Source organism: Pseudomonas sp. MF6751 (assembly GCF_016613265.1).
In the GTDB taxonomy this organism is placed as follows: Bacteria; Pseudomonadota; Gammaproteobacteria; order Pseudomonadales; family Pseudomonadaceae; genus Aquipseudomonas; species Aquipseudomonas fluorescens_BV.
Window position 1 is genome coordinate 1 of record NZ_JAENSV010000056.1, and the last position, 24,197, is coordinate 24,197.

The 24,197-nt window shown below is 61.0% G+C and carries 24 protein-coding genes; 14 read left to right on the forward strand and 10 right to left on the reverse strand.

What is annotated here, in order from left to right:
• Positions 1–242, forward strand: a 242-nt coding sequence (locus JJD66_RS28190) for a hypothetical protein (RefSeq protein ID WP_234452337.1), incomplete at its 5' end; no start/stop codon positions are given.
• 111 nt (positions 243–353) lie between these two features.
• Here the strand turns inward: JJD66_RS28190 and JJD66_RS25415 are convergent.
• Together JJD66_RS25415 and JJD66_RS25420 are read right to left on the reverse strand one after the other, a co-directional pair.
• Entirely contained in the window at positions 354–1,847 is a 1,494-nt protein-coding gene (locus JJD66_RS25415) for a CoA-acylating methylmalonate-semialdehyde dehydrogenase (RefSeq protein WP_014716778.1), read from the reverse strand.
• Positions 1,848–1,886: 39 nt separating this feature from the next.
• Positions 1,887–3,236, reverse strand: coding sequence for an aspartate aminotransferase family protein (locus JJD66_RS25420; protein WP_003188272.1), 1,350 nt, complete (start codon positions 3,234–3,236; stop codon positions 1,887–1,889).
• Positions 3,237–3,362: 126 nt separating this feature from the next.
• On the opposite strand from JJD66_RS25420, the gene JJD66_RS25425 reads away from it, so the two are divergent.
• The 6 genes from JJD66_RS25425 to JJD66_RS25450 all read left to right on the forward strand — a co-directional run bounded on the left by JJD66_RS25425 (position 3,363) and on the right by JJD66_RS25450 (position 9,419).
• Complete coding sequence (locus JJD66_RS25425) at positions 3,363–4,283, forward strand: LysR family transcriptional regulator (protein ID WP_034125912.1); 921 nt, start codon at positions 3,363–3,365, stop codon at positions 4,281–4,283.
• Between the two features lie 88 nt (positions 4,284–4,371).
• Entirely contained in the window at positions 4,372–5,766 is a 1,395-nt protein-coding gene (locus JJD66_RS25430; RefSeq protein ID WP_105225633.1) for a uracil-xanthine permease family protein, read from the forward strand.
• Positions 5,767–5,853: 87 nt separating this feature from the next.
• Positions 5,854–6,513: a TetR/AcrR family transcriptional regulator gene (locus tag JJD66_RS25435; RefSeq protein WP_034125910.1), complete on the forward strand. Its 660-nt coding sequence runs from the start codon at positions 5,854–5,856 to the stop codon at positions 6,511–6,513.
• Positions 6,514–6,525: 12 nt separating this feature from the next.
• Complete coding sequence (locus JJD66_RS25440) at positions 6,526–7,107, forward strand: IMPACT family protein (RefSeq protein WP_054896423.1); 582 nt, start codon at positions 6,526–6,528, stop codon at positions 7,105–7,107.
• A 56-nt stretch (positions 7,108–7,163) separates the two neighbouring features.
• The gene (locus tag JJD66_RS25445) at positions 7,164–7,850 is read left to right on the forward strand and encodes an SDR family oxidoreductase (RefSeq protein WP_047712496.1); all 687 of its coding nucleotides are present in this window, start codon (positions 7,164–7,166) and stop codon (positions 7,848–7,850) included.
• Between the two features lie 210 nt (positions 7,851–8,060).
• A complete protein-coding gene (locus JJD66_RS25450) occupies positions 8,061–9,419 on the forward strand; it encodes an 8-oxoguanine deaminase (protein ID WP_200649307.1) in 1,359 nt (452 codons plus the stop codon).
• Positions 9,420–9,484: 65 nt separating this feature from the next.
• Here the strand turns inward: JJD66_RS25450 and JJD66_RS25455 are convergent, their stop codons facing one another.
• The gene (locus JJD66_RS25455) at positions 9,485–10,576 is read right to left on the reverse strand and encodes a calcium:proton antiporter (RefSeq protein ID WP_003188263.1); all 1,092 of its coding nucleotides are present in this window, start codon (positions 10,574–10,576) and stop codon (positions 9,485–9,487) included.
• 193 nt (positions 10,577–10,769) lie between these two features.
• Between JJD66_RS25455 and JJD66_RS25460 the strand changes: the two genes are divergently transcribed.
• Positions 10,770–11,723, forward strand: a complete 954-nt coding sequence (locus JJD66_RS25460) for an adenosine deaminase (RefSeq protein WP_003171521.1) — start codon at positions 10,770–10,772, stop codon at positions 11,721–11,723.
• 126 nt (positions 11,724–11,849) lie between these two features.
• On the opposite strand, the gene JJD66_RS25465 is transcribed toward JJD66_RS25460, so the two are convergent.
• From JJD66_RS25465 to JJD66_RS25475, 3 genes are all read right to left on the reverse strand, one after another.
• On the reverse strand, positions 11,850–13,220 hold the full coding sequence (locus JJD66_RS25465) for an MFS transporter (protein WP_200649308.1): 1,371 nt from the start codon (positions 13,218–13,220) through the stop codon (positions 11,850–11,852).
• A gap of 97 nt (positions 13,221–13,317) precedes the next feature.
• Positions 13,318–14,004 (reverse strand): ArsR/SmtB family transcription factor, encoded by a 687-nt coding sequence (locus JJD66_RS25470; RefSeq protein ID WP_034125905.1) that lies wholly within the window; start codon positions 14,002–14,004, stop codon positions 13,318–13,320.
• A gap of 134 nt (positions 14,005–14,138) precedes the next feature.
• Positions 14,139–15,068, reverse strand: a complete 930-nt coding sequence (locus tag JJD66_RS25475) for a LysR family transcriptional regulator (RefSeq protein WP_198716436.1) — start codon at positions 15,066–15,068, stop codon at positions 14,139–14,141.
• A gap of 117 nt (positions 15,069–15,185) precedes the next feature.
• Between JJD66_RS25475 and JJD66_RS25480 the strand changes: the two genes are divergently transcribed.
• The 3 genes from JJD66_RS25480 (at position 15,186) to JJD66_RS25490 (ending at position 16,956) form a co-directional block, all read left to right on the forward strand.
• Positions 15,186–15,479 carry a putative quinol monooxygenase gene (locus JJD66_RS25480; RefSeq protein WP_034125903.1) on the forward strand — a complete coding sequence of 98 codons (294 nt, stop codon included), beginning with the start codon at positions 15,186–15,188 and terminating at the stop codon, positions 15,477–15,479.
• Positions 15,480–15,616: 137 nt separating this feature from the next.
• A complete protein-coding gene (locus tag JJD66_RS25485) occupies positions 15,617–16,630 on the forward strand; it encodes a zinc-binding alcohol dehydrogenase family protein (RefSeq protein WP_200649309.1) in 1,014 nt (337 codons plus the stop codon).
• Positions 16,631–16,776: 146 nt separating this feature from the next.
• On the forward strand, positions 16,777–16,956 hold the full coding sequence (locus JJD66_RS25490) for a hypothetical protein (RefSeq protein ID WP_014716767.1): 180 nt from the start codon (positions 16,777–16,779) through the stop codon (positions 16,954–16,956).
• 8 nt (positions 16,957–16,964) lie between these two features.
• On the opposite strand, the gene JJD66_RS25495 is transcribed toward JJD66_RS25490, so the two are convergent.
• Together JJD66_RS25495 and JJD66_RS25500 are read right to left on the reverse strand one after the other, a co-directional pair.
• Complete coding sequence (locus tag JJD66_RS25495) at positions 16,965–18,158, reverse strand: multidrug effflux MFS transporter (protein WP_200649310.1); 1,194 nt, start codon at positions 18,156–18,158, stop codon at positions 16,965–16,967.
• Positions 18,159–18,245: 87 nt separating this feature from the next.
• Positions 18,246–18,443, reverse strand: a complete 198-nt coding sequence (locus tag JJD66_RS25500) for a heavy-metal-associated domain-containing protein (RefSeq protein ID WP_054896417.1) — start codon at positions 18,441–18,443, stop codon at positions 18,246–18,248.
• Positions 18,444–18,589: 146 nt separating this feature from the next.
• Here JJD66_RS25500 and JJD66_RS25505 point away from each other — a divergent pair, with 146 nt between their 5' ends.
• The 3 genes from JJD66_RS25505 (at position 18,590) to cueR (ending at position 21,636) form a co-directional block, all read left to right on the forward strand.
• Positions 18,590–18,970: a hypothetical protein gene (locus JJD66_RS25505; protein WP_200649311.1), complete on the forward strand. Its 381-nt coding sequence runs from the start codon at positions 18,590–18,592 to the stop codon at positions 18,968–18,970.
• 66 nt (positions 18,971–19,036) lie between these two features.
• Positions 19,037–21,238: a heavy metal translocating P-type ATPase gene (locus JJD66_RS25510; protein ID WP_200649312.1), complete on the forward strand. Its 2,202-nt coding sequence runs from the start codon at positions 19,037–19,039 to the stop codon at positions 21,236–21,238.
• Positions 21,235–21,636 (forward strand): Cu(I)-responsive transcriptional regulator, encoded by a 402-nt coding sequence (gene cueR, locus JJD66_RS25515; protein ID WP_003188242.1) that lies wholly within the window; start codon positions 21,235–21,237, stop codon positions 21,634–21,636. Before JJD66_RS25510 ends, cueR begins: the two co-directional genes overlap by 4 nt.
• 142 nt (positions 21,637–21,778) lie before the next feature.
• Here cueR and JJD66_RS25520 read toward each other — a convergent pair whose 3' ends face one another.
• Together JJD66_RS25520 and JJD66_RS25525 are read right to left on the reverse strand one after the other, a co-directional pair.
• A complete protein-coding gene (locus tag JJD66_RS25520; RefSeq protein ID WP_198716432.1) occupies positions 21,779–22,678 on the reverse strand; it encodes a PA4780 family RIO1-like protein kinase in 900 nt (299 codons plus the stop codon).
• 134 nt (positions 22,679–22,812) lie between these two features.
• On the reverse strand, positions 22,813–24,090 hold the full coding sequence (locus JJD66_RS25525) for an acetyl-CoA C-acetyltransferase (RefSeq protein ID WP_200649313.1): 1,278 nt from the start codon (positions 24,088–24,090) through the stop codon (positions 22,813–22,815).
• Positions 24,091–24,197: the final 107 nt, after the last annotated feature.

Here is a 24,197-nt window from a genome sequence, read left to right on the forward strand (position 1 = left end):
CTGTCAAGTGGTTATTTTCAGAAGTTTTCGAAGATTTCTTCAACAACTTCAACCACTTGCGCTTGCGATCTCTCGTAAGCGGGAGGCGAATTCTACAGCGTTACACGCTGCTGTCAACACCTCTTTTCCAACTTCCTTTTGGCTTCGATGAACTGAAGCAACTTGCTGCCGAAAACTGCATAACCCATTGTTTATCAAGGAGTTTTCCGTTTCGACTGCGCCGGAAGTGGGGCGAATTATAGGCTTCCAGAATCTGCCGTCAACCTTCTTTTTCACATTTCTGTCATATAAGTCAAAAAGCCCCAATCACGCAAAGGCCGGCCCCAAGGGGCCGGCCTTTTACCTACCGAGCCTTACAGGCTAGGGAAGGCGAATTGCGACGCTTCATGGCTGGCCCGTTGCGGCCAACGCTGGGTGATCGCCTTGCGGCGGGTATAGAAACGCACCCCATCCGGCCCATAGGCATGCAAGTCGCCAAACAGCGAGCGCTTCCAGCCACCAAAGCTGTGATACGCAACCGGCACTGGCAGCGGCACGTTAACCCCCACCATGCCGACTTCAATCTCATCACAGAACAGACGCGCCGCTTCACCGTCACGGGTGAAGATGCAAGTACCGTTGCCGTATTCATGATCGTTGATCAGTTGCATCGCCGCTTCCAGGCTATCCACCCGCACTACGCACAGCACCGGCCCAAAGATCTCTTCTTTATAGATACGCATCTCAGGGGTGACGCGGTCAAACAAGCTGCCACCGAGGAAAAAACCTTGCTCATGCCCGGCAACACTCAAGCCACGGCCATCAACGACCAGCTCAGCCCCCGCCGACACACCGTCTTCTATATAGCCACTGACTTTATCTCGCGCCTGCCCCGTCACCAACGGGCCCATATCCAGCCCGCAAGAAGTGCCCGCACCAATCTTCAACGCCTTGACCTGCGGCACCAGCTTGGCGATCAATGCATCCGCTACCTGATCGCCCACGCACACAGCCACTGAGATCGCCATGCAACGCTCACCGCAGGAACCATAAGCCGCGCCCATCAGGGCACTCACAGCGTTATCCAGGTCTGCATCCGGCATCAGCACCGCGTGATTCTTCGCCCCACCCAGCGCCTGCACGCGCTTGCCACGTTTGGTCGCTTCGGAATAGATGTACTCGGCAATCGGCGTAGAGCCTACAAAGCTCAAGGCTTTGACTTCCGGCGCTTCGATCAGTGCGTCCACCGCGCCCTTGTCGCCATGCACCACGCTGAGCACGCCTTTGGGCAGTCCGGCTTCCTGCAACAGCTGCGCGATCAACAGCGTCGAACTCGGGTCGCGCTCTGAAGGTTTAAGGATGAAACAGTTACCGCAGACAATCGCAAGCGGGTACATCCACAACGGCACCATCGCCGGGAAGTTGAACGGGGTGATACCCGCCACCACGCCCAACGGCTGGAAGTCCGACCACGCATCAATGTTCGGCCCTACGTTGCGGCTGTATTCACCCTTGAGAATCTCCGGCGCCGAGCACGCGTACTCCACGTTCTCGATCCCACGCTTGAGTTCACCCGCGGCGTCTTCCAGGGTCTTGCCATGTTCTTCGCTGATCAACTGCGAGATCCGTGCTTCGTTCTGCTCCAGCAGTTGCTTGAAACGAAACATCACTTGGGCACGCTTGGCCGGCGGCGTATTGCGCCAAGCCGGAAACGCCGCCTTGGCTGAGTCAATCGCCTGTTGAATGGTTTCACGGCTGGCCAAAGGCACCTGGTGAATCACCTGCCCGGTAGACGGGTTATAGACGTCGGCACTACGACCGCTGTCGTTGACCAGTTCACCGTTGATCAAATGCTGGATAAGGCTCATGCAGGGCTCCTGAAAAATTGTTCTATATAGAAGGAGAAATCAGTCGATCTTGTTCAGCACTTCGCCGACCGCGTCAAACAGACGGTCCAGGTCCTGCGGCTTGCTGTTGAAGGTTGGCCCGAACTGCAGGGTGTCGCCGCCAAAACGCACATAGAAACCGGCCTTCCACAACGCCATGCCGGCCTCGAATGGACGCACGATGGCATCTCCATCACGCGGGGCAATCTGAATCGCACCGGCCAGGCCGTAGTTGCGAATATCGATCACATTCTTGCTGCCCTTCAAACCGTGCAGCGCATTCTCAAAGTGCGGCGCGACTTCGGCTACGCTCTGCACCAGGTTTTCTTTCTGCAACAGGTCCAATGCCGCCAAGCCCGCCGCGCAAGCCACCGGGTGCGCCGAGTAGGTGTAACCGTGGGGGAACTCCACTGCGTATTCCGGCGTCGCCTGGTTCATGAAGGTCTGGTAGATCTCGCTGCTGGCAATCACCGCGCCCATCGGGATCGCGCCGTTGGTAACTTGCTTGGCAATGCACATCAGGTCCGGGGTCACGCCGAAGCTGTCGGCACCGAACATCGAGCCGGTGCGGCCAAAGCCCGTGATCACTTCGTCGAACACCAACAGGATATTGTGCTGGTCGCAAATTTCGCGCAGACGCTTGAGATACCCCTGCGGTGGCACCAATACCCCAGCGGAACCGGCCATAGGCTCGACAAATACGGCTGCGATGTTCGACGCGTCATGCAGCTCGATCAGCTTGAGCAACTCATCGGCCAAGGCAATACCGCCCTGCTCCGGCATGCCCCGGGAGAAGGCGTTGCTGGCCAGCAAGGTGTGAGGCAGATGGTCAACATCCATCATCGCCTGGCCAAACAGCTTACGGTTACCGTTCACACCGCCCAGGCTGGTACCGGCAATGTTCACGCCGTGGTAACCACGGGCGCGACCAATCATCTTGGTCTTCGTGGCCTGGCCTTTCAGGCGCCAGTAGGCCCGCACCATCTTCACCGCCGTATCGGCACATTCAGAGCCCGAATCGGTGAAGAACACATGATTCAGGTTGCCTGGGGTCAGGTCGGTGATCTTTTCCGCCAACTGGAAGGACAACGGATGACCGTACTGGAAACCTGGAGAGTAGTCCAAGGTGCCCAATTGCTTGGCGACCGCTTCCTGGATTTCCTTGCGCGTATGCCCGGCGCCACAGGTCCAAAGGCCCGACAACGAATCATAGACCTTGCGCCCCTTGTCATCGGTCAACCAGCTACCTTCGGCGGCCACGATCAGGCGGGGATCGCGCTGGAAGTTGCGGTTGGCGGTGTAAGGCATCCAGTGCGCATCCAGCTTCAATTGGCTGGCCAGGGACGATGGGGCGTTTTCGGGCATGTTCATCAGCAAAACCTCGCAGGGCAAAAGGCAGCGTCGGGATTGAAAAAGCGTTGTTGCAGCTAAATTGCCACGGGGATAAAGTCGGTGAAATCCAACTCTTCTAACCTTCAGTCAGGACTTCACTAAACTATGAGCAGCCGTCGTCCCGACCCTTTGGCCCAAGTCAGTGACTTCGATATTCGCCTGCTGCGCATCTTTCGCAGCGTGGTGGAGTGCGGCGGCTTCTCGGCAGCGGAAACCGTCCTCGGCATCGGGCGCTCGGCCATCAGCCAGCAGATGAGCGACCTTGAGCAACGACTCGGGCTACGACTCTGCCAACGCGGTCGCGCCGGTTTTTCCCTGACGGAAGAAGGCCGCGAGGTCTATCAATCTGCCCTGCAACTGCTGAGTGCCCTGGAAAGTTTTCGCACCGAGGTCAACGGCCTGCACCAACATTTGCGCGGCGAGTTGATCATTGGCCTCACCGATAACCTTGTCACCCTGCCCCATATGCGCATCACCCACGCATTGGCGCAGTTGAAAGAACGCGGCCCGGACGTGCAGATCCAGATCCGCATGATCGCCCCCAATGAAGTGGAGCAAGGCGTACTCGACGGTCGTCTGCACGTCGGTGTGGTGCCCCAGGCCAGCGCACTGTCGGGCCTGGAATACCAGCCGTTGTACAGCGAACGTTCCTTGCTCTATTGCGCGGTCGGCCACCCGCTGTTTTACGCCGACAACAAGCAACTCGACGATGAGCGCGTCGACAGCCAGGACGCCATCGCCCCCACCTTCCGCTTACCTGCGGAAATCCAGGCCCATTACCAGGCGCTCAACTGCACCGCCAGTGCGTCAGACCGTGAAGGCATGGCGTTCCTGATTCTCACCGGGCGTTATATCGGCTACCTGCCCGATCACTACGCCAGCCTGTGGGTACAACAAGGCCGACTGCGTGCGCTGAAACCGGCTACACGTTTTTACGATTTGAGCCTGGCATCGGTCACGCGCAAGGGCCGTCGCCCTCATTTGGTGCTGGAAAGCTTCCTTGAAAGCCTGGCCGCCACCCGCTGATTCGGGCCTCGCACAAAAAGCTGAGCACATGGACAGCTTTTTGCAAGGACTCAAGGACCTTGAACCATCCGCCTTGAGTTGACCCGCCATGCCCCCAGAATCCTCCAGCCCCAGCGACCTCATCTACGGCCTCAACGACCGGCCGAAACCACTGCCGGCTCTCCTCGCGGCGCTGCAACATGTATTGGCGGCGTTCGTCGGCATCATCACGCCGCCTCTGATTATTGGCTCCACCCTCGGCCTCACCGCCCACTTGCCCTACCTGATCAGCATGGCGTTGATGGTTTCCGGCGTAGGCACCTTCATCCAGGCACGCAGGCCGTTTGGTATCGGTGCCGGCATGATCTGCCTGCAAGGCACCAGCTTTGCGTTTCTCGGCGCGGTGTTGTCTGCAGGCTTTCTGGTGAAACAACGCGGCGGCAGCCCGGAAGACATTCTGGCGATGATTTTCGGCGTGTGCTTCTTTGGCGCGGCGGTACAGATTGTATTGAGCCGCTTTATCGGCCAGCTGCGCCGCGTGATCACACCGCTGGTGACCGGCATTGTGATTACGCTGATCGGCATCAGCCTGATCAAAGTGGGTATCACCGACCTCGGCGGCGGTTTCAATGCACCGGACTTCGGCGCCCCCGCCAACCTGGCGCTGGGCCTGTTCGTGGTTTTGACGATCATCCTGCTCAACCGCTCGAACACTCCCTGGGTACGCCTGTCGGCCATCATCATCGGCCTGGCCCTGGGCAGCCTCGCGGCGTGGTTCAGCGGTAAACTGATTCCCCAGGCTTTGCCTGACCTGCCATTGGTCAGCCTGCCTACACCATTCCGCTTTGGTTTCAACTTCGACTGGAGCGCCTTCCTGCCGATTGCGCTGATTTATCTGATCAGCAGCATCGAAACCGTCGGCGACCTCACCGCCAATTGCATGATCGCCCGCCAGCCTATCAGCGGCGCTTCTTATATAAGCCGGCTCAAGGGCGGCGTCCTCGGCGATGGGGTGAGCTGCATGATCGCCGCCACTTTCAGCGCTTTCCCCAACACCACGTTTGCGCAGAACAATGGTGTGATCCAGCTCACCGGCGTGGCCAGCCGCTACGTCGGTTTATACATCGGCGTGTTGCTGTTCTGTCTGGGCCTGTTTCCGCTGATTGGCGCCGTGCTGCAGCAAATCCCCAAGCCGGTGCTGGGCGGCGCGACTCTGGTGATGTTCGGCAGTGTGGCCGCGGCCGGCGTGCGCATTCTGGCCCAGGCACCGCTGGATCGACGCAGCATGCTGATTATCGCCACCTCGTTCGGTGTTGGCCTGGGTATCGCCGCGCAACCCAACCTGCTGCACCTGATGCCGACACTGGTGCAGAACCTGTTCGACTCCGCCATCACCAGCGGCGGTATCACCGCCATCCTCCTGTGCCTGTTACTGCCGGAGGCCAAGGCAAGTACCACCGCCGCAAACCACACCCCGGAACGCGACAGCCTGGAACCGCTTTGACGGTTTTATTGCATCAGGACTTGTCTGAGGCTTGAGGGTGGGTTATCTGTGCACACGTCGTCTCTATCGATCAGCACGGAAACCTCCATGAGCCTCGAAGTTCCTGCCCACAGCAACCACGGCGGCAAACCCGCCAGCCGCATTCGGCAAAAGAATGAACAAGCGATTCTCCAGGCTGCTGAAGATGAATTCGCGCGCCATGGCTACAAAGGCACCAGCATGAACACCATCGCTGCCAGCGCCGGGCTGCCCAAGGCCAACTTGCACTACTACTTCACCAACAAGCTGGGCCTGTACATCGCAGTGCTGAGCAACATCCTCGAACTCTGGGACAGCACCTTCAACGCGCTGACGGCCGAGGATGACCCGGCCGTGGCGCTCGCTCGCTACATCCGCACCAAAATGGAATTCTCGCGCCGCCAACCCCAAGCCTCACGGATCTTCGCCATGGAGATCATCAGCGGTGGCGAATGCCTCACTGAATATTTCGGCCAGGACTATCGGGCCTGGTTCAGTGGCCGTGCAGCGGTGTTCCAGGCGTGGATCGACGCCGGCAAAATGGACCCCGTCGACCCCGTGCATCTGATCTTCCTGCTGTGGGGCAGCACCCAGCACTACGCTGACTTCGCCACCCAGATCTGCCGCGTCACCGGTCGCACCAAGCTGACCAAGCAGGACATGGAAGATGCCGGCACCAATCTGATCCATATCATTCTCAAAGGCTGCGGCATCAAGCCAGCCCTATAAACGAAGCGATTTATGTCTTTTACGCTCACCGGTTTTTGCGAGTTTCGTGAAGAAATACGCAAAAGCCGCTTTATCACCTTGGCAGCGCCGATTACCAGCCCGCAGGACGCCCAAGCGTTTTTCGAGCGACACAGCGACCTGAACGCCACGCACAACTGCTGGGCCTGGAAGCTGGGCGATCAATACCGCAGCAGCGATGACGGCGAACCCGGTGGCACCGCCGGGCGCCCGATACTCGCGGCCATCGAGGCCCAAGGCTTTGATCAGGTGGCCGTCTTGGTGATCCGCTGGTACGGCGGCATTCAACTGGGCACTGGTGGCTTGGCCCGCGCCTATGGCGGCGGGGCCAATAAATGCCTGCAAAATGCCGAGCGCATCGAGCTGATCAGCCGCGTACCTCTGAGCTGCGCCTGTGGCTTCTCCGAGCTGAACCTGGTGAAGCTGCGCGTCGCTGAACTCGGCGGGATTGTGGTGGAAGAAACCTTCACCGCCAACGGCGTAGAGCTGCAACTCGCCCTGGGGGAGGCGCACATCGACACCCTGCAAACCCAGCTCGCCGACCTGAGCCGTGGGCGCATCCTGCTCGAACGCTGAAACTGCTACTGTTATGCGCTGAACTCCCTGAACCGCGATTTCAAAGGAAGCCTTTCATGTCTACGCCAAAAACCGCACTGATCATCGGCGCCTCGCGCGGGCTGGGCCTTGGCCTGGTCAAGCAACTGCTCCAGGACGGCTGGGACGTGACCGCCACCGTGCGCGATCCGAACAAGGCCGATGCCCTGAAAGCCGTGGGGCCGGTGCAGATCGAGAAGTTGGATATGGACGACCAGCAAGCCGTGATCGCCCTGGCCCAACGCCTGAAAGACCGCACCTTCGACCTGCTGTTCGTCAACGCCGGCGTCAAGGGCCCGGCCAACCAGGAGCCCGGCCACGCGACCCTGGCGGAAGTCGGCCAGTTGTTCTTCACCAACGCCGTGGCGCCAATCAACCTGGCCCAGCGCTTTGTCGGGCAGATCCGCAAAGACACCGGCGTGCTGGCCTTCATGAGTTCGGTACTGGGCAGCGTGACCATTCCCGACGGCTCGGACCTGGCGCTGTACAAGGCCAGCAAGGCCGCCCTCAATTCGATGACCAATAGCTTTATCACGCAACTGGGCGAGCCCAAGCCGACGGTGCTGTCGCTGCATCCAGGTTGGGTGAAGACCGACATGGGCGGCGAAAATGCCCACATCGACGTCGAGACCAGCGTGCGCGGCCTGGTGGACCAGGTAAATGCCTACACCGGCAAAGGCGGCCATCACTTCGTCGACTACAAGGGCGACACCATCACCTGGTAACCCCCCAACTGTAGGAGCGAGCTTGCTCGCGAAGAACGCCCAAGCACTGCGTTAAACCAGACTGCCCGCGTCATCATTGACGATTTTCGCGAGCAAGCTCGCTCCCACAGAGGTAAACTGCCCACCTCGCCCTCCCCGGCGACCCTGGATCAGCAGACAGGGCAACACTGAGCTGGCAAACCTGAACCCATCATTCAGAGGAGCCGGCCAATGCCTGCGACCCGTATCTGGTTAAAAAAACCCCTCGCAATTTTCACTGCCAATGGCCTCGATGCCCGTGGCGGCCTGGTGCTGCAAGACGGTGTGATCACCGAAGTGCTGGCCCAAGGGCAAGCGCCTGCACAACCCTGCGCGCAGGTGTTCGATGCCCGCGAGCATGTGGTGCTGCCTGGGCTGATCAATACTCACCACCACTTCTATCAAACCCTGACCCGCGCCTGGGGCCCAGTGGTCAACCAGCCGCTGTTTCCCTGGCTGAAAACCCTGTACCCGGTATGGGCGCGGCTCACCCCGGAAAAACTCGCCTTGGCCAGCAAAGTCGCCCTGGCCGAATTGCTGCTCTCGGGCTGCACCACGGCGGCCGATCACCACTACCTGTTCCCCGATGGCTTGGAAAACGCCATTGATGTGCAGGTAGACAGCGTGCGTGAACTGGGGATGCGCGCCATGCTCACCCGCGGTTCCATGAGCCTGGGCGAAGCCGATGGCGGCCTGCCGCCGCAGCAAACGGTGCAGCAAGGCCAGGTGATTCTCGAAGACAGCCAGCGCCTGATCCGCGAATATCACCAGCGCGGTGACGGTGCGCAGATCCAGATCGCCCTGGCGCCATGCTCGCCGTTTTCCGTAACCCCCGAAATCATGCAAGCCAGCGCCGAGCTGGCCAACCAGCTGGACGTGCGCCTGCACACCCATTTGGCGGAAACCCTCGATGAGGAAGATTTCTGCCTGCAACGCTTCGGGCTGCGTACCGTGGATTACCTCGACAGCGTCGGCTGGCTCGGCCCGCGCACCTGGCTGGCCCACGGCATTCACTTCAACCCGGACGAAATAGCGCGCCTGGGCGCAGCCGGCACCGGCATCTGCCATTGCCCAAGCTCGAATATGCGCCTGGCCTCCGGCATCTGCCCCACCCTGGACCTGCTCGCCGCCGGCGCCCCGATCGGCTTGGGCGTGGACGGCTCGGCCTCCAACGACGCTTCGAACATGATCCTTGAAGCCCGCCAGGCCCTGTACATCCAGCGCCTGCGCTACGGCGCGGAAAAGATCACCCCCGAAGGTGTGCTCGGCTGGGCCACCAAGGGCTCGGCGCAGTTGCTGGGGCGCACGGATATTGGCGAGTTGGCAGTAGGCAAACAGGCGGACCTGGCACTGTTCAAGCTCGATGAGCTGCGCTTCTCCGGCAGCCATGACCCCATTTCCGCACTGCTGCTGTGCGGCGCGGACCGGGCAGACCGAGTGATGATCGCGGGTCAATGGCGGGTGATTGATGGTCAAGTCGAAGGCCTGGACCTCAAGGGCTTGATCGCCGATCACAGCCAGGCGGCGCGGCAGTTGATCGCGGGTATCTAAGCCAGGCACCAATCAAAATGTGGGAGCAAGCTCCCACATTGGATATGTGCCACCTTTTAACTCGGTTACAACCCCAACAGCGACAGCATGATAAAGGTCGCAAACAACACAAAATGCGTCATCCCTTCTATCGCATTGGTTTCACCATCGTTGAGGTTGATCGCGCTGACGATCAGCGTGATAAACACCATCACCGTTTGCACGGGCGTCATCGCCATCTGGAACGGCTGCCCAGTGTAGAGCGCCATGGCTTCCATCACCGGCACCGTCAGGATCACCGTGGACAACGAAGCCCCCAGCGCGATGTTGACCACCGATTGCATGCGGTTGGCCAACGCGGCGCGCAATGCCGTGAGGATTTCCGGAGCGGCCGAGATAGCCGCCACCACAATCGCGGTAATCACTGGTGGTGCGCCTGTGCCTTCCAGGCCCAGGTCGAGGGTCTTGGACATCACCTCGGCCAGCGCGCCAATCACGATCACCCCAAACACCAGGGTCGCAATGGAAAACGTCAGGCTGACAGACGGCGCGTGCTCGTCTTCCGGCTGTTTCTTGCGGCGTTTCTCCGGGTAGCTGTAGCTGAAGAAATAACTGTGCGGCCCCACCTGCATGCGCAGGAACAAGGTGTAAAGCACCACCATCGCGCCAATGGTGAAGGCCGAGTAAATTTTCCAGTCCGCTTCGGGGATAAATTCCGGTACCACCATCGACACCCCCATGGCGGTAAGAATCATCACACTGTAGGTGCGCGCCGAGTCATCGTTGTAGGACTGTTCGCCATGCTTGATGCCGCCCATCAGCGCGGCCAGGCCGAGGATACCGTTGATATCGAGCATCACCGCTGAGTAAATGGTGTCGCGCACCAGGGTGGGCGATGGCTCGTTACTCATCATGATCGCCAGGATCACCACTTCCACCAATACCGCGGCGAGGGTCAGTATCATGGTGCCGTAGGGGTCGCCGACTTTTTCCGCCAACTGCTCGGCGTGATGGGCCACGCGCATCGACGCCATCACGATAAACGCGATCAGCGCAAAGCCGGCCAGCAGCGCAACCAGTTGGCCGCTGTGGAGCATCCAGTGTTCCAGCGGGTAGGCGGCGATGGCGGCAATCAGCGCCAGCAGCATGAACTTTTCTTGCTTGAGGGATGTGAGCATTCGGGGCCTTTTCGTACAGCGAATCAGTCATTGATGGGGTACAGACTGCGCCGAGCCGCTAACGTTTCGTTACACCTTAGTTCAGGCCGCCCTTGCGTGAGTGACAGAAATACTCTCCTGCTGGTCAGGTTTTGCCGATTATTTCAGCCATGGCCTGTAGAATGCCGCCATTGCACCTGATGAGATTTTAAAAATGTACGATTGGCTCAACGCCCTGCCCAAGGCTGAATTGCACCTGCACCTGGAAGGCTCGCTGGAGCCTGAGTTGCTGTTCGCCCTGGCCGAGCGCAACAAGATTGCGCTGCCATGGAACGACGTCGAAACCCTGCGCAAGGCCTACGCCTTCAACAACCTGCAAGAGTTTCTCGACCTGTATTACAAGGGCGCCGATGTGCTGCGCACGTCCCAGGACTTCTACGACCTGACCTGGGCTTACCTGCTGCGCTGCAAGGCCCAGAACGTGATCCACACCGAACCCTTCTTCGACCCGCAAACCCACACCGACCGTGGCGTGCCGTTCGAAGTGGTGCTCAACGGCATCGCCGCTGCGCTTAAAGACGGCGAGCAGCAACTGGGCATCACCAGCGGTTTGATCCTCAGCTTCCTGCGCCACCTGAGCGAAGACGAAGCGCAGAAAACCCTCGACCAGGCGCTGCCGTTCCGTGACGCGTTCGTGGCCGTGGGCCTGGACAGCTCGGAAATGGGCCACCCACCGAGCAAGTTCCAGCGCGTGTTCGACCGTGCCCGTCACGAAGGCTTCCTGACCGTGGCCCACGCCGGTGAAGAAGGCCCGCCCGAGTACATCTGGGAAGCCATCGACCTGCTGAAAATCCAGCGCATCGACCACGGCGTGCGAGCCATTGAAGATGAACGCCTGATGCAGCGCATCATCGACGAACAGATCCCGCTGACGGTATGCCCGCTGTCCAACACCAAGCTCTGCGTGTTCGACGACATGGCCCAGCACAACATCCTCGACATGCTCGAGCGTGGCGTGAAGGTCACCGTCAACTCGGATGACCCGGCGTACTTCGGCGGCTACGTCACCGAAAACTTCCATGCGCTATACACCAGCCTGGGCATGACCCAGGACCAGGCCAAACGCCTGGCGCAGAACAGCCTGGATGCGCGGCTCGTGAAACCGTAACTGAATAGACTTGGACTCAACCTGTGGGAGCTGGCTTGCCTGCGATAGCGGTGTATCAGCCAGCCTCTTATTGCCTGACCTACCGCTATCGCGGGCAAGCCCGGCTCCCACATGGCCCCATCAGCTTCAAGCCTGGGTGAGTTCTTCCAGGGTCTTGCCCTTGGTCTCCATCCCGAACAGCCACACCACCATCGCCGCCACCGCAAAGCACAGCGCGCCCAAGGCAAATACCCCGCCCTGCCCGGTTATCGGGAACACCAACCCGGTCACCAACGGCCCCAGCAACGAACCAACCCGCCCAATCGCCGACGCAAACCCCGAGCCGGTTGCACGTGCCGAGGTGGGATACAACTCCGGCGTGTAGGTGTACAGCACCGCCCACATGCCAAACAGGAAAAACTGCATCAACAACCCCGAGGTGATCAGCAGGCCCACGTTGCCGCCAAACACTGCGCTCTGCCCATACAGAAACGCCATCACCCCGCCGCCCAGCAGGGTCACCACGCACACAGGCTTGCGTCCCCAGCGCTCCACCAACCACGCGGCCATCAAAAAACCTGGGATTCCGCCCAGGGAAATGATCACCGTGTAATACACCGACTGGGTCACGGCAAAACCCGATTGCTGCAACAACGCACTCAACCACGACGTCAGCCCGTAGAACCCAAGCAGGGCGAAGAACCACACACTCCAGATCATCATCGTGCGTTGGCGGTACTGCGCCGACCACAGCTGCTGGAACGCGGAGAAAAACGTCCCCGGCGTACTATCTACCCGTGGCAAAGCAACTGGCTCCGGCAAGTCGGCGCGGCCCAGGGAATCGCGCACCTTCTGCTCGATGCCAAGCAAGACCTTGTCCGCCGCCTCATGGCGCCCAGCCTGTTCCAGCCAACGCGGCGACTCCGGGATAAAGAAGCGGATGGCCAGCACGAACACCGCCGGTACCGCCAGCACCAGGAAGATGTCGCGCCAGCCAATCACCGGCAACAAGAAGTAAGACAGTACGCCCGCAGCCACAAAGCCCAACGGCCAGAAACCATCCATCAAGGCGATATAGCGCCCACGTCTTTTGGCGGGGATCAGCTCCGACAGCATCGACTGGGCAATGGGAAACTCCATGCCCATGCCAATGCCCAGCAGGATCCGAAACAACGTCAGCGTCTCCACCGTCTGGGCCGTGGAACACAAGTAGCTCGCCAACCCCCAGAGGACGATGCTCCACTGAAACACCGGTTTGCGACCGAATCGATCAGCAAGCATCCCGGACAGCGAAGCGCCCACCACCATGCCGAAAAAACTCGAACTGGCCAGCAACCCGGCCTGGGCCGTGCTCAGGCCAAACTCGGTTTTGATCGAGCCCAACAGGAAGGTCATCATCGCCAGGTCCATGGAGTCAAAGAAAAACGCCAGGGCGATGATGATGAAAATAATTCGGTGGTAACCGCTGATGGGCAACCGTTCCAGGCGTTCCGCCGCGCTATAACCCTGCCTACCCATGCCACACCCCTCGTATGAAAAATCCCCCTTGCGAGTGTGCGGCATCGTTTGCGCCGGCTATTGCTGGATGCGACCTGACGACAGCTGAGAACGACGCCTACAGCTTGGCAATGCGAGCTATGTGCTCAAGCCCCAGGTCATTGACCGACAAGGCCCGTGACTCGTTGATCACGCTGATCCAGTTCGCCTGCAGAAACAGTTGCATCAAGCCCGCCCCCAACGCACCGCCCAGATGGGGTTGTTGCTGGCTCCAGTCGAAACAGTCGCAGGCCAGCGGCGATGCCAATGCCTGGGTAAAAATGCCCAGTTGCGCCAACGCCTGCACGCCATTGGGCGTCACCTCTGTACGCGGCTCATGGCGCTCGATCCACCCGGCCTCAAGCATCCGTTGATACAACTGCGCCGCCAGCTCGCCGCCGAGGTGGCCATGGCACCAGCGGGCACGGCGCAGCAATGGCGGTGCGCGCAGCGCCGCTGGCAAAACATCGGGTGTGCTGCGGGCCGCGCTGGCCATAGTGGTGCTGGCCAGCGCATCAATGGCGGCACTGACATCGGCCGCCGCTACACGAAACAGGCGCTGGCCCCGCCGCGCCTCGATCCGCAACAGGCCGCTGCCGGACAGCCGCGCCAAATGTGCATTGGCTGACGCCGGCGACAGCCCGGCCAGCGTCGCCAGCTCTTCGGAAGTCTTCGCCGAACCGTCCATCAAGGCCCAGAGCATGGCCGTGCGTTTAGGCTCGGCGAGCAAGCTGGCGATCTGACTGATGCAAGGTGCTGCTCCCATGTATTCACTCCCTGTTAAACCATTTTTCTGCTGCGGTTGACGCCCAAGTATAGGTGCGCAGGCAATAGGTTCCCCGGTGTCTGACGGTGCAAATCAGGACAAGATATGAGCGAAACTTCCGAGCGTGGCGCAGGCTATTGACGAGAAGCCATTCGTCCCGGTCGCTGCGCCGTCAATGTCGCACAACGGGACACGAGCATGTCCCGCAGCAGATTGATGGGTTTACTCAATTGCGCACGGTGGGCGCACAGCAGGTTGAGCGGGGTGCGCTCACCCTGCAGTTCCGGCAGGATCAGACGCAAGCGCCCGGCCAGCACATCGGTGCTCACATCCAGCCAGGATTTGTAGGCGATGCCCATGCCCGCCACCGCCCAGCGGCGTACCACATCGGCGTCATCGCTGAAGCGATCGCCGCTGACCGTCAGGCCCACATGACGCTTGCCATCGTAAAAACCCCAGTGGTCGTGGACGCGGCTGCCAAGCATGTACAGCAGGCAATTGTGCTGGGCCAATTGCTCCAGATGCCGCGGCTCGCCATGCCGGGCGAGGTAACTGGGGGCGGCGCAGAGTACGCGAATATTGTCCGGAGCAATGGGCAGCGCAATCAGGCTGGAGTCTTCGGGTTCGCCGTAGCGCAAGGCAATGTCCACGGGCTGGCGGAACAGGTCGGCGATGCGATCACCGAGCAACAGGCGCACGTTCAGTTGCGGATGCTCCTGCTGGAACGCATCCAGCCACGGCAACAGCTGGTTGCGACCGAAATCCGAGGGCGCCGACAATTGCAGCACACCACTGACATGATCCTGGCCACTGGCCAATAGGCGCCGCCCGTCATCCAGCGCGCTCAGTGACGCCCGCGCGTACGCAAGGAAGCCCTCGCCTTCGGCTGTCAGGCGCAGGCTGCGGGTGGAGCGCGCCAGCAAGCGCGTACCCAGTTGCTGTTCGATACGCTTGAGCGCGGCACTGGCCACCGCCGGTGACAGGTCCATGACCCGCGCCGCAGCCGACAGGCTACCCAAGTCGGCGGCCCGCACAAACAACTGCAAATCATCAAAACGCAGCATGCATTTCCGCTCATTATCAATATTTGGTTGAAACAGCCTGCTGTTTTAGCCGCTTTTATCGGCGTAGGAAATAGCCAATCATCTGCCCATCCCGTTAGCCCGTGCCCGGAGTCGACTATGCCCACCGCTTTTAATGTCATCGCCACGCTGATCGCCAAACCCGGCCAGCACGCCACCCTGGAAACCCTGCTGCGCGGCCTGCTGGAACCGACCCGCCTGGAAGCCGGTTGCGAGCAGTACGACCTGCACCAGGACCTGCAACACCCCGAGACCTTCTACATGCTCGAGCGCTGGAGCGACGACGCGGCGCTGGCCGACCACGACCAGAGCGCGCATATCCAGAGCTTTCGCGCCAAGGCCGCCGATGTGATCGAACACTTCGAACTCAAGCGCCTGAAATTTCTCGCCTGATCCCGCCTTTTTTGTAGGAACGAGCGTGCTCGCGAAAACCCCAACGACGAGGCGCGAAACCAGAAACACCGCGTCATCGTTAACGATCTTCGCGAGCAAGCTCGCTCCTACCTTGACCGTATTCACTTGGAGTCATCATGAAAGCCATCGCCTACTACGCCTCACTGCCGATCAACGATCCAGAATCCCTGCAAGACATCGAACTACCAGCCCCCGTGGCCGGCCCCCGTGACCTGTTGGTGGAAGTCAAAGCCATCTCGGTCAACCCGGTGGACACCAAGGTGCGCCAGAACGTCGCGCCGGAAAATGGCGCCGCCAAAGTGCTGGGTTGGGACGTGGCGGGTGTGGTCAAGGCGGTCGGCAGTGACGTGACGTTGTTCAAGGCCGGCGACAAGGTGTACTACGCCGGTTCCCTGGTACGCCCAGGCGGCAACAGCGAATTGCACACTGTTGACGAGCGCATCGTCGGCCATATGCCCCAAAGCCTGGGGTTTGCCGAAGCGGCCGCATTGCCGTTGACCGCTATCACCGCGTGGGAGCTGTTGTTCGAACGTTTGCAGGTGACTGAAGGCAAAGACGATCAAGGCCAGAGCCTGCTGATCGTCGGCGCTGCCGGTGGCGTGGGGTCGATCCTGACTCAACTGGCCAACCAGCTCACCGCGTTGAAGGTCATCGGCACCGCCTCGCGCCCCGAGACTCACGCATGGGCCAAGGCCCTGGGAGCACACGTGGTGATCGACCACAGCCAGCCGCTGAGCGAGGCGTTGAAAAATGCCGGTCACGGGCAAGTGACCCACGTCGCCAGCCTGACCCAGACCGAGCATCACCTGGACCAACTGGTCGAAGCGCTGCAACCCCAAGGCAAGCTGGCGTTGATCGACGACCCCAAGGCCCTCGACGTGAGCAAGCTCAAGCGCAAGAGCCTGTCGCTGCACTGGGAGTTCATGTACACCCGTTCGATGTTCGAGACGCCAGACATGATCGAACAGCACAACTTGCTCAACCGCGTGGCCGAACTGATCGACGCCGGCACCCTGAAAACCACGGTGGGCGAGCACTTCGGTGTGATCAATGCAGCAAACCTGCGCCGCGCCCACGCCCTGCTGGAAAGCGGCAAGGCCAAGGGCAAGATCGTGCTCGAAGGGTTCTGAAAAAACGGCTGTCAGTGTCGTCTGTTATCCACGTAGGTAACGGACGACACCATTAGTCCGAGAGTTGATCCTTGTCATATTTATGCGCCCGTTCAGGTTTATATTGGCCGCCTTTGCCACGATTCTTTTACGTGAGGAAGTCAGCAATGAAAATCCTGATAAAAGCGTTAGCAAAATCCCCCGGCAGCCAATGGCAAGTTCGTCTCGACGGCGAGGCCATCACCTTTCGCAGTGAAGCCGAGGCCCGCGCCTTCGCCGACACGCTGCAAGCCCGGATCCAGGCGCCCCATCGCTTCCCTCTCAACCAGCAACGTTCCGCTGGCTGAGCCCAACTTTAGACCGGCGCCTGTACGGCCCTTGCCCGTTGCAGGCGCTGGGTCGCCATGGCAATGGTCACCGCCAGCACCCCGCAGAGGCTGATGACCATGGCCATCGGCATCGCCGTGCCGTCGTGCAACACACCGACTAACGACGCCGCACCTGCCGCCACACCGAACTGAATGCAACCGAGCAACGCCGACGCGCTGCCAGCCCGAGCCCCCTGCCCGCTCATGGCGCAGGCCGAGGTGTTCGGCAAAATGCAGCCCAGACTGGCGATACAAATAAACAGCGGCACCAATAACGGCCATAGCGCTTCAGTGCGCAACGCGGCAATTCCCAACAGCGTCAACGCCGCCGCCACGTACACCCACACGGTACGCGACAGCAAAAACGCCGGGCCGCGCTTGGCGAGCAATCTTGCGTTCAGTTGCGCCACCAGGATAAAGCCCGCGGCGTTGGAGCCGAACAACCAGCCGTAATGCTCGGCCGGTACGCCATAGAGCTTGATAAATACGAAGGGGGAGCCCGCGATGTAGGCAAACATCCCGGCAATCGAGATGCCGCCGGTCAAGGCATAGCCCAGGTACACCCGGTCTGACAGTAGCGAGCCGTAGCGGCGCAACGAGCCCGACAACGGCTGGCGCGGCTGATCGGCCGGGAAGGTTTCCGGCAACCCGACCGCCACGGCGATGGCCGCCATCACGCTGAACAACGACAACGCCAGGAAAATCGACTGCCAGCCCCACACGCCGACCATCAGGCCACCGGCCAACGGCGCCAGGATCGGGGCCAGGCCGGTCACCAGCATCAGTTGCGAATACACCTTGGCCGAACCCACGGCATCGCATTTGTCACTGACCACCGCCCGGGAAATCACCATGCCCGCACACCCGCCAAGGGCCTGCACGAAGCGTGCACCGATCAGCCACTCCAGGGACGGCGCATAGGCACAAGCGAAAGACGCGAGGGTAAACAGGGTGACGCCGCTGAGCAGCGGCACGCGCCGGCCAAAGCGGTCGGCCAACGGCCCGTAGATCAATTGGCCAATAGCCAGGCCCGCGAAATACACCGCCAGGGTCAGCTGGATATGTTTTTCGTCAGTGGCGAAGGCCGAGGCCATTGCCGGAAATCCCGGCAGGTAAAAGTCGATCGCCAACGGCGCGAAGGCGCTCAAGGCGCCCAGAATCAGGATTATGCGAAGGTTCATCAGACACCCAAGTGAGTCGGCAGCTCGACAGTCTAGCCGCGCTTGGGTGCCATGAACATTACGTTAGGTGGCTAACGATCAGAAAAATCACGCCAGCTTGACGCTGTAGCCTTCCTCGGCAATCAGGTCGATCACTTGGTCAGAGGACAGACTGCTTGCCACCCGCACTTCTTTAGCCTTCAAGTCGACCTCCACACTTGCTGCCGAATCCTTGCTCTGTACCGCCTGGGTCACCGCTTTAACGCAATGGCCGCAGGTCATTCCTTCAACGCTGAATATTTGCATGACATGACTCCTTTGATGAGGTTGAGCCCAGTGTCGAGCTTGCCATGATGGCAAGGTCAAGTTCTCAGTATTTCTGCCGGGCTGGTATTCGGCGGCGGCGTCGTCCAAGCTTCAACTCCCTAGCTGTGAACCATGGAGCATTCGCCATGCGCTGGTCGTTTTTTGCCCTTGCCGGCCTGATGAGCTTGCCTGCCGCTGCGCCCCAGGCCCTGGCAGCTGAAGATTATGCGGTGCTGATTATTTCCCGCGAACGCCTGGAAGTGCCGACCCACTGCGAGATCGGCCTGTATATCCAGGACCAACTGGCCGGGCGCCTGTTTCAGGAACAGGCCACCTCCTTCAACCTTCCCCCCGGCGATGTGTCGCTGCGCCTGAAAGTGTTGCCGGGTCAAGCCCCCGGCTGTCAGCCAGGCATGCTCGCGCCCCCCGCGCAGAACATCACCTTGAAAGCCGGCGATGTACGCAAATTACGCATTGCCCAAGGCCCGGACGGCATGTACCTCAAAACCGCGGCATTGGAATACTGAAGGGGCTTGACCTTCCCCACAGGTTAAGGTTGATCCTAGTGGCAACTTCTTCTGGAGGACTGCCCCATGAATGGATCCACCACCTTTGACCTGCCCATCGGAGGCATGACCTGTGCCAGCTGTGCCGGGCGGGTCGAACGCGCGCTGGGCAAAGTGCCTGGCGTGCAACGTGTCAGCGTCAACCTGGCCAATGAGCGCGCGCACATCGAAGTACAGGGCCAGATGGACCCCAGCGTGTTGATCGCCGCCGTCGACAAAGCCGGCTACACCGCCAGCCTGCCCCAAAGCGAAACCGCCACCGACGCCGATCAAGCCCGGCGCCTGCGCCGCGAGCGCTGGTCGCTGGTGGCGGGCATTCTGCTGGCGCTGCCCTTGGTACTGCCGATGCTGGTAGAACCCTTCGGCCTGCACTGGATGCTCCCCGCCTGGATACAGTTTGCCCTGGCCACGCCGGTGCAATTCATCCTGGGTGCGCGCTTTTATGTCGCCGCGTGGAAAGCCGTGCGCGCGGGTGCCGGCAATATGGACCTGCTGGTGGCGATCGGCACCAGTGCCGGCTACGGCTTGAGTATCTATGAATGGCTCACCGCCGCCCCAGGCGTGACGCCGCACCTGTACTTCGAAGCCTCTGCGGTGGTAATCGCTCTGGTGCTGCTGGGCAAATACCTGGAAAGTCGCGCCAAGCGCCAGACCGCCAGCGCCATCCGCGCCCTTGAAGCCTTGCGGCCGGAGCGGGCGATTCGCGTGCAGGACGGCCGCGAAGAAGACGTCGCCATCAGTGCGTTGAAGCACGGCGACCTGGTGCTGGTCAAACCCGGCGAACGCTTCCCGGTGGACGGTGAGGTGGTGGAAGGCCAGAGCCATGCCGATGAAGCCCTGATCAGCGGCGAAAGCCTGCCGGTGCCCAAACAACCCGGCGACGCGGTCACCGGTGGCGCCATCAACGGTGAAGGCCGCCTGCTGGTGCGCACCCTGGCCCTGGGCGCGGAAAGTGTGCTTGCGCGCATCATCCGCCTGGTCGAAGACGCCCAGGCCGCCAAGGCACCGATTCAGAAACTGGTGGATAAAGTCAGCCAGGTGTTCGTGCCGGCCGTGCTGGTATTGGCGCTGATTACCGTAGTGGGCTGGTGGCTGTATGGCGCCTCCCTGGAAACCGCCATCATCAATGCGGTGGCCGTATTGGTGATCGCCTGCCCTTGTGCCCTGGGCCTGGCCACACCGACCGCGATCATGGCCGGCACTGGCGTCGCCGCACGCCACGGCATCCTGATCAAGGACGCCGAAGCGCTGGAGCGCGCCCATGCCGTGAGCGCCGTAGTGTTCGACAAGACCGGCACCCTCACCTCCGGCGCGCCCAACATTGCGCATTTGGCGGCCGTGGATGGCGATGAAGCCCTGTTATTGCAACAGGCCGGCGCCCTGCAGCGCGGCAGTGAGCACCCACTGGCCAAGGCCGTGCTGGATGCTTGTCGCGAAAGAGGCTTGGACGTGGCCGATGTGAGCGCCAGCCAATCCCTGACCGGGCGCGGCATTGCCGGTACGCTCGACGGTCGGCCATTGGCGCTGGGTAATCGCCGCTTGCTGGAAGAGACCGGCCTGGACGCAGGCGATTTAGGCCCGCGTGCCAAGGAATGGGAAGCCGAAGGCCGCACCTTGTCCTGGCTGATCGAACAAGGCGCGCAACCCCGCGTGCTAGGGCTGTTTGCCTTTGGCGACACGCTCAAGCCCGGCGCGTTGCACGCCGTGCAACAACTCAAGGCGCAGCACATCAGCAGCCACCTGATCACTGGCGATAACCACGGCAGTGCGCGGGTGGTGGCCGAGGCCTTGGGCATCGACGATGTGCATGCCGAAGTACTGCCCGCCTATAAAGCCGCTGCCGTGGCCGAGCTGAAAAAAACCGGCGTGGTGGCCATGGTCGGCGACGGTATCAACGATGCGCCGGCCCTGGCCGCTGCCGATATCGGCATCGCCATGGGCGGCGGTACCGACGTGGCCATGCACGCCGCCGGTATCACCTTGATGCGTGGCGACCCGCGCCTGGTGCCGGCCGCCCTGGAGATCAGCCGCAAGACCTACGCGAAAATTCGACAGAATCTGTTCTGGGCCTTTGTGTATAACTTGATCGGCATTCCCCTGGCCGCCTTCGGCCTGCTCAACCCAGTACTGGCTGGCGCCGCCATGGCCTTGTCCAGCGTCAGCGTGGTGAGTAACGCCCTGTTGTTGAAAACCTGGAAACCCAAGGACTTGGAGGATCAACGCCCATGAACATCGGCCAAGCCGCCCGCACCAGCGGGCTAAGCGCGAAGATGATTCGCTACTACGAATCCATTGGCCTGCTGAAAACCGCCCACCGCACCGACAGCGGCTACCGGGTGTACGGCCACGACGACCTGCACACCCTGACGTTCATCAAGCGCTCGCGAGACCTGGGGTTTTCACTGGAAGAAGTCGGCAAGTTGCTGACCCTGTGGGAGGACCGCCAGCGGGCCAGCGCCGACGTAAAAGCCCTGGCGCGCCAGCACATCGACGAGCTCAATCACAAGATTCGCGAGCTGGGGCAACTGCGCGATACCTTGCAGGACCTGATGGAGCACTGCCAGGGCGATCATCGGCCCGATTGCCCGATACTCAAGGAGTTGGCAGCGGGCAACTGCTGCGCCTGACTGGACAAACACAAACCCAATGTGAGAGCTGGCTCTTGTGGCGAGGGAGCTTGCTCCCGCTGGGGTGCGAAGCGCCCCCCCCCCAAAAAAGCCAGCACCCGCTGCGCGGGTGAACGGGAGCAAGCTCCCTCGCCACAGTGAGTTACTGCATCCAAGGCGGCGGCGGTGGCTCGTCCGGCACTTTGCTTGGTGGCGCATCATCCGCCGCGCGAATCGCCTGGCGACGCTCTTCATCCAACCGCGCCGCTTCGATCTCACGGATCACACCGCCCACATCCGCCAGTTCTTCCGGTTCGTCGAACTGACCGGTCAATACACTGGCCGGGTGCAAGGTGCCAGCTTCGTACAGCGCCCACATTTCCTTGGCGTACTTGGTTTTCTTCAACTCCGGGGCAAAACGCCCGAAGTAGGAAGCCATGTTGCCAACGTCGCGCTCCAGCATGCTGAACGCGTGGTTGTTGCCCGCCGCATCCACCGCCTGGGGCAGGTCGATGATCACCGGGCCCGTAGGCGTGAGCAGTACGTTGAACTCGGACAGGTCACCGTGCACCAGGCCGGTGCACAGCATCAGCACGATCTGGGAGATCAGGAAGGCGTGGTATTCACGCGCCTGGTCCGGCTCCAGCACTACGTCATTCAGACGCGGCGCCGCATCGCCGTATTCGTCGGCCACCAGTTCCATCAACAGCACGCCTTCGAGAAAGTCGAACGGCTGGGGCACACGAACGCCCGCACCGGCCAGGCGAAACAGCGCTGCCACTTCCGCGTTCTGCCAGGCATCTTCGGTTTCTTTCTTGCCGAACTTGGAGCCCTTGGCCATGGCTCGCGCCTGGCGGCTGTTACGGACCTTACGGCCTTCCTGGTATTCGGACGCCTGACGAAAACTTCGTTTATTCGCCTCCTTGTAAACCTTGGCGCAACGCAATTCATTGCCGCAGCGCACCACATAAACAGCTGCTTCTTTACCACTCATCAGAGGGCGCAGCACTTCGTCGACCAGACCGTCTTCGATCAGGGGTTCAATGCGTTTAGGAGTCTTCATCAGCTTTTATTGTGGGTCCTGTATTACCAAACACGCGTGTGGCACTCGTTATACGGCAATCGGCTCGCCGGGGGGAGAGGCTACTGACCTCTGACCCCTTCAGAATGCATTCAATGGGCCAATTTTGTCGGCAATCAGCGTTCGATAATCGCCGTCACGCCTTGGCCACCGGCTGCACAGATGGAAATCAGCCCACGGCCCTTGCCCGCAGCATCCAATAATTTAGCCAAGTTGGCGACGATACGCCCACCGGTGGCGGCAAACGGATGCCCCGCCGCCAGGGAACTGCCCTTGACGTTGAGGCGGCTGCGGTCGATCGACCCCAGCGGCGCGTCCAGGCCCAGGCGGCTCTTACAATAGTCGGCGTCTTCCCAGGCCTTGAGCGTGCACAGCACTTGGGCGGCGAAGGCTTCGTGGATCTCGTAGTAATCAAAGTCCTGCAACGTCAGGCCGTTGCGCGCCAGCAAACGCGGTACCGCATACACCGGCGCCATCAGCAGGCCCTCGGCGCCGTGGACGAAATCCACCGCCGCTGCTTCGCCATCGCGCAAGTAGGCCAGGATCGGCAAGCCACGCTCCTTGGCCCATGCCTCACTGCTCAGCAATACCAGGGAGGCACCATCGGTCAGCGGTGTGGAGTTGCCCGCGGTGAGCGTGCCCTTTTCGCTGCGCTCGAAGGCCGGCTTGAGGCTGGCGAGTTTTTCCAGGGTCAGGTCGGGCCGCAGGTTGTTGTCGCGGGTGAGGCCGAGAAAGGGCGTGAGCAAATCGTTGTGCCAGCCTTCGGCGTAGGCCGCCGCCATCTTCTGGTGGCTCTCCAGCGCAAGCTGGTCCTGCTCGGCGCGGGGGATCTGCCAGGTCTGGGCCATCAGTTCGCAATGCTGGCCCATGGACAAACCGGTACGCGGTTCGCCGTTGCGCGGCAGTTCCGGCTTGAGGTGATGAGGACGAAGTTGTAACAGGAGTTTTAGTTTATCTCCCAGGGATTTGCTGCGGTTGGCTTGCAGCAGGATCTTGCGCAGCCCTTCATTCACGCCAATCGGTGCATCCGAGGTGGTGTCCACCCCGCCGGCAATGCCGCATTCGATCTGGCCCAGGGCGATTTTATTGGCCACCAGCAGCGCCGCCTCAAGCCCCGTGCCGCAGGCTTGCTGAACGTCGTACGCAGGGGTTTGCGGTGACAGGCGCGAACCGAGCACGCATTCACGCGTCAGGTTGAAATCACGGGAATGCTTGAGCACCGCGCCGGCGGCCACTTCGCCCATGCGCAGGCCGTGCAGGTTGTAGCGCTCTATCAGGCCCTCCAGCGCGGCAGTCAGCATCGCCTGGTTGCTCGCCGTAGCGTAGGGGCCATTGGATCGGGCGAAAGGAATGCGATTACCGCCAATGATCGCTACACGGCGCAATTGAGTCATGGAAAGCTCCCTTGTGGTGGTGGGTGGAATCATCAAGCCTAGCCTAGGCTCAATCGAACGACTGCCACCCCAGGGTGGTCAACCTTTGAACCCCAGCCTTCGGAGAG

What these genes read in the sequence shown, in the direction of transcription:
- JJD66_RS25460 (WP_003171521.1), top strand. Translation starts at nt 10,770, where the DNA reads ATGTACGATTGGCTCAACGCCCTGCCCAAGGCTGAATTGCACCTGCAC.
- JJD66_RS25435 (WP_034125910.1), top strand. Translation starts at nt 5,854, where the DNA reads ATGAGCCTCGAAGTTCCTGCCCACAGCAACCACGGCGGCAAACCCGCC.
- JJD66_RS25470 (WP_034125905.1), bottom strand. Translation starts at nt 14,004, where the DNA reads ATGGGAGCAGCACCTTGCATCAGTCAGATCGCCAGCTTGCTCGCCGAG.
- JJD66_RS25430 (WP_105225633.1), top strand. Translation starts at nt 4,372, where the DNA reads ATGCCCCCAGAATCCTCCAGCCCCAGCGACCTCATCTACGGCCTCAAC.
- JJD66_RS25475 (WP_198716436.1), bottom strand. Translation starts at nt 15,068, where the DNA reads ATGCTGCGTTTTGATGATTTGCAGTTGTTTGTGCGGGCCGCCGACTTG.
- JJD66_RS25415 (WP_014716778.1), bottom strand. Translation starts at nt 1,847, where the DNA reads ATGAGCCTTATCCAGCATTTGATCAACGGTGAACTGGTCAACGACAGC.
- JJD66_RS25500 (WP_054896417.1), bottom strand. Translation starts at nt 18,443, where the DNA reads ATGCAAATATTCAGCGTTGAAGGAATGACCTGCGGCCATTGCGTTAAA.
- cueR (WP_003188242.1), top strand. Translation starts at nt 21,235, where the DNA reads ATGAACATCGGCCAAGCCGCCCGCACCAGCGGGCTAAGCGCGAAGATG.
- JJD66_RS25490 (WP_014716767.1), top strand. Translation starts at nt 16,777, where the DNA reads ATGAAAATCCTGATAAAAGCGTTAGCAAAATCCCCCGGCAGCCAATGG.
- JJD66_RS25510 (WP_200649312.1), top strand. Translation starts at nt 19,037, where the DNA reads ATGAATGGATCCACCACCTTTGACCTGCCCATCGGAGGCATGACCTGT.
- JJD66_RS25455 (WP_003188263.1), bottom strand. Translation starts at nt 10,576, where the DNA reads ATGCTCACATCCCTCAAGCAAGAAAAGTTCATGCTGCTGGCGCTGATT.
- JJD66_RS25425 (WP_034125912.1), top strand. Translation starts at nt 3,363, where the DNA reads ATGAGCAGCCGTCGTCCCGACCCTTTGGCCCAAGTCAGTGACTTCGAT.
- JJD66_RS25450 (WP_200649307.1), top strand. Translation starts at nt 8,061, where the DNA reads ATGCCTGCGACCCGTATCTGGTTAAAAAAACCCCTCGCAATTTTCACT.
- JJD66_RS25445 (WP_047712496.1), top strand. Translation starts at nt 7,164, where the DNA reads ATGTCTACGCCAAAAACCGCACTGATCATCGGCGCCTCGCGCGGGCTG.
- JJD66_RS25485 (WP_200649309.1), top strand. Translation starts at nt 15,617, where the DNA reads ATGAAAGCCATCGCCTACTACGCCTCACTGCCGATCAACGATCCAGAA.
- JJD66_RS25420 (WP_003188272.1), bottom strand. Translation starts at nt 3,236, where the DNA reads ATGAACATGCCCGAAAACGCCCCATCGTCCCTGGCCAGCCAATTGAAG.
- JJD66_RS25520 (WP_198716432.1), bottom strand. Translation starts at nt 22,678, where the DNA reads ATGAAGACTCCTAAACGCATTGAACCCCTGATCGAAGACGGTCTGGTC.
- JJD66_RS25525 (WP_200649313.1), bottom strand. Translation starts at nt 24,090, where the DNA reads ATGACTCAATTGCGCCGTGTAGCGATCATTGGCGGTAATCGCATTCCT.
- JJD66_RS25465 (WP_200649308.1), bottom strand. Translation starts at nt 13,220, where the DNA reads ATGGGTAGGCAGGGTTATAGCGCGGCGGAACGCCTGGAACGGTTGCCC.
- JJD66_RS25480 (WP_034125903.1), top strand. Translation starts at nt 15,186, where the DNA reads ATGCCCACCGCTTTTAATGTCATCGCCACGCTGATCGCCAAACCCGGC.
- JJD66_RS25495 (WP_200649310.1), bottom strand. Translation starts at nt 18,158, where the DNA reads ATGAACCTTCGCATAATCCTGATTCTGGGCGCCTTGAGCGCCTTCGCG.
- JJD66_RS25440 (WP_054896423.1), top strand. Translation starts at nt 6,526, where the DNA reads ATGTCTTTTACGCTCACCGGTTTTTGCGAGTTTCGTGAAGAAATACGC.
- JJD66_RS25505 (WP_200649311.1), top strand. Translation starts at nt 18,590, where the DNA reads ATGCGCTGGTCGTTTTTTGCCCTTGCCGGCCTGATGAGCTTGCCTGCC.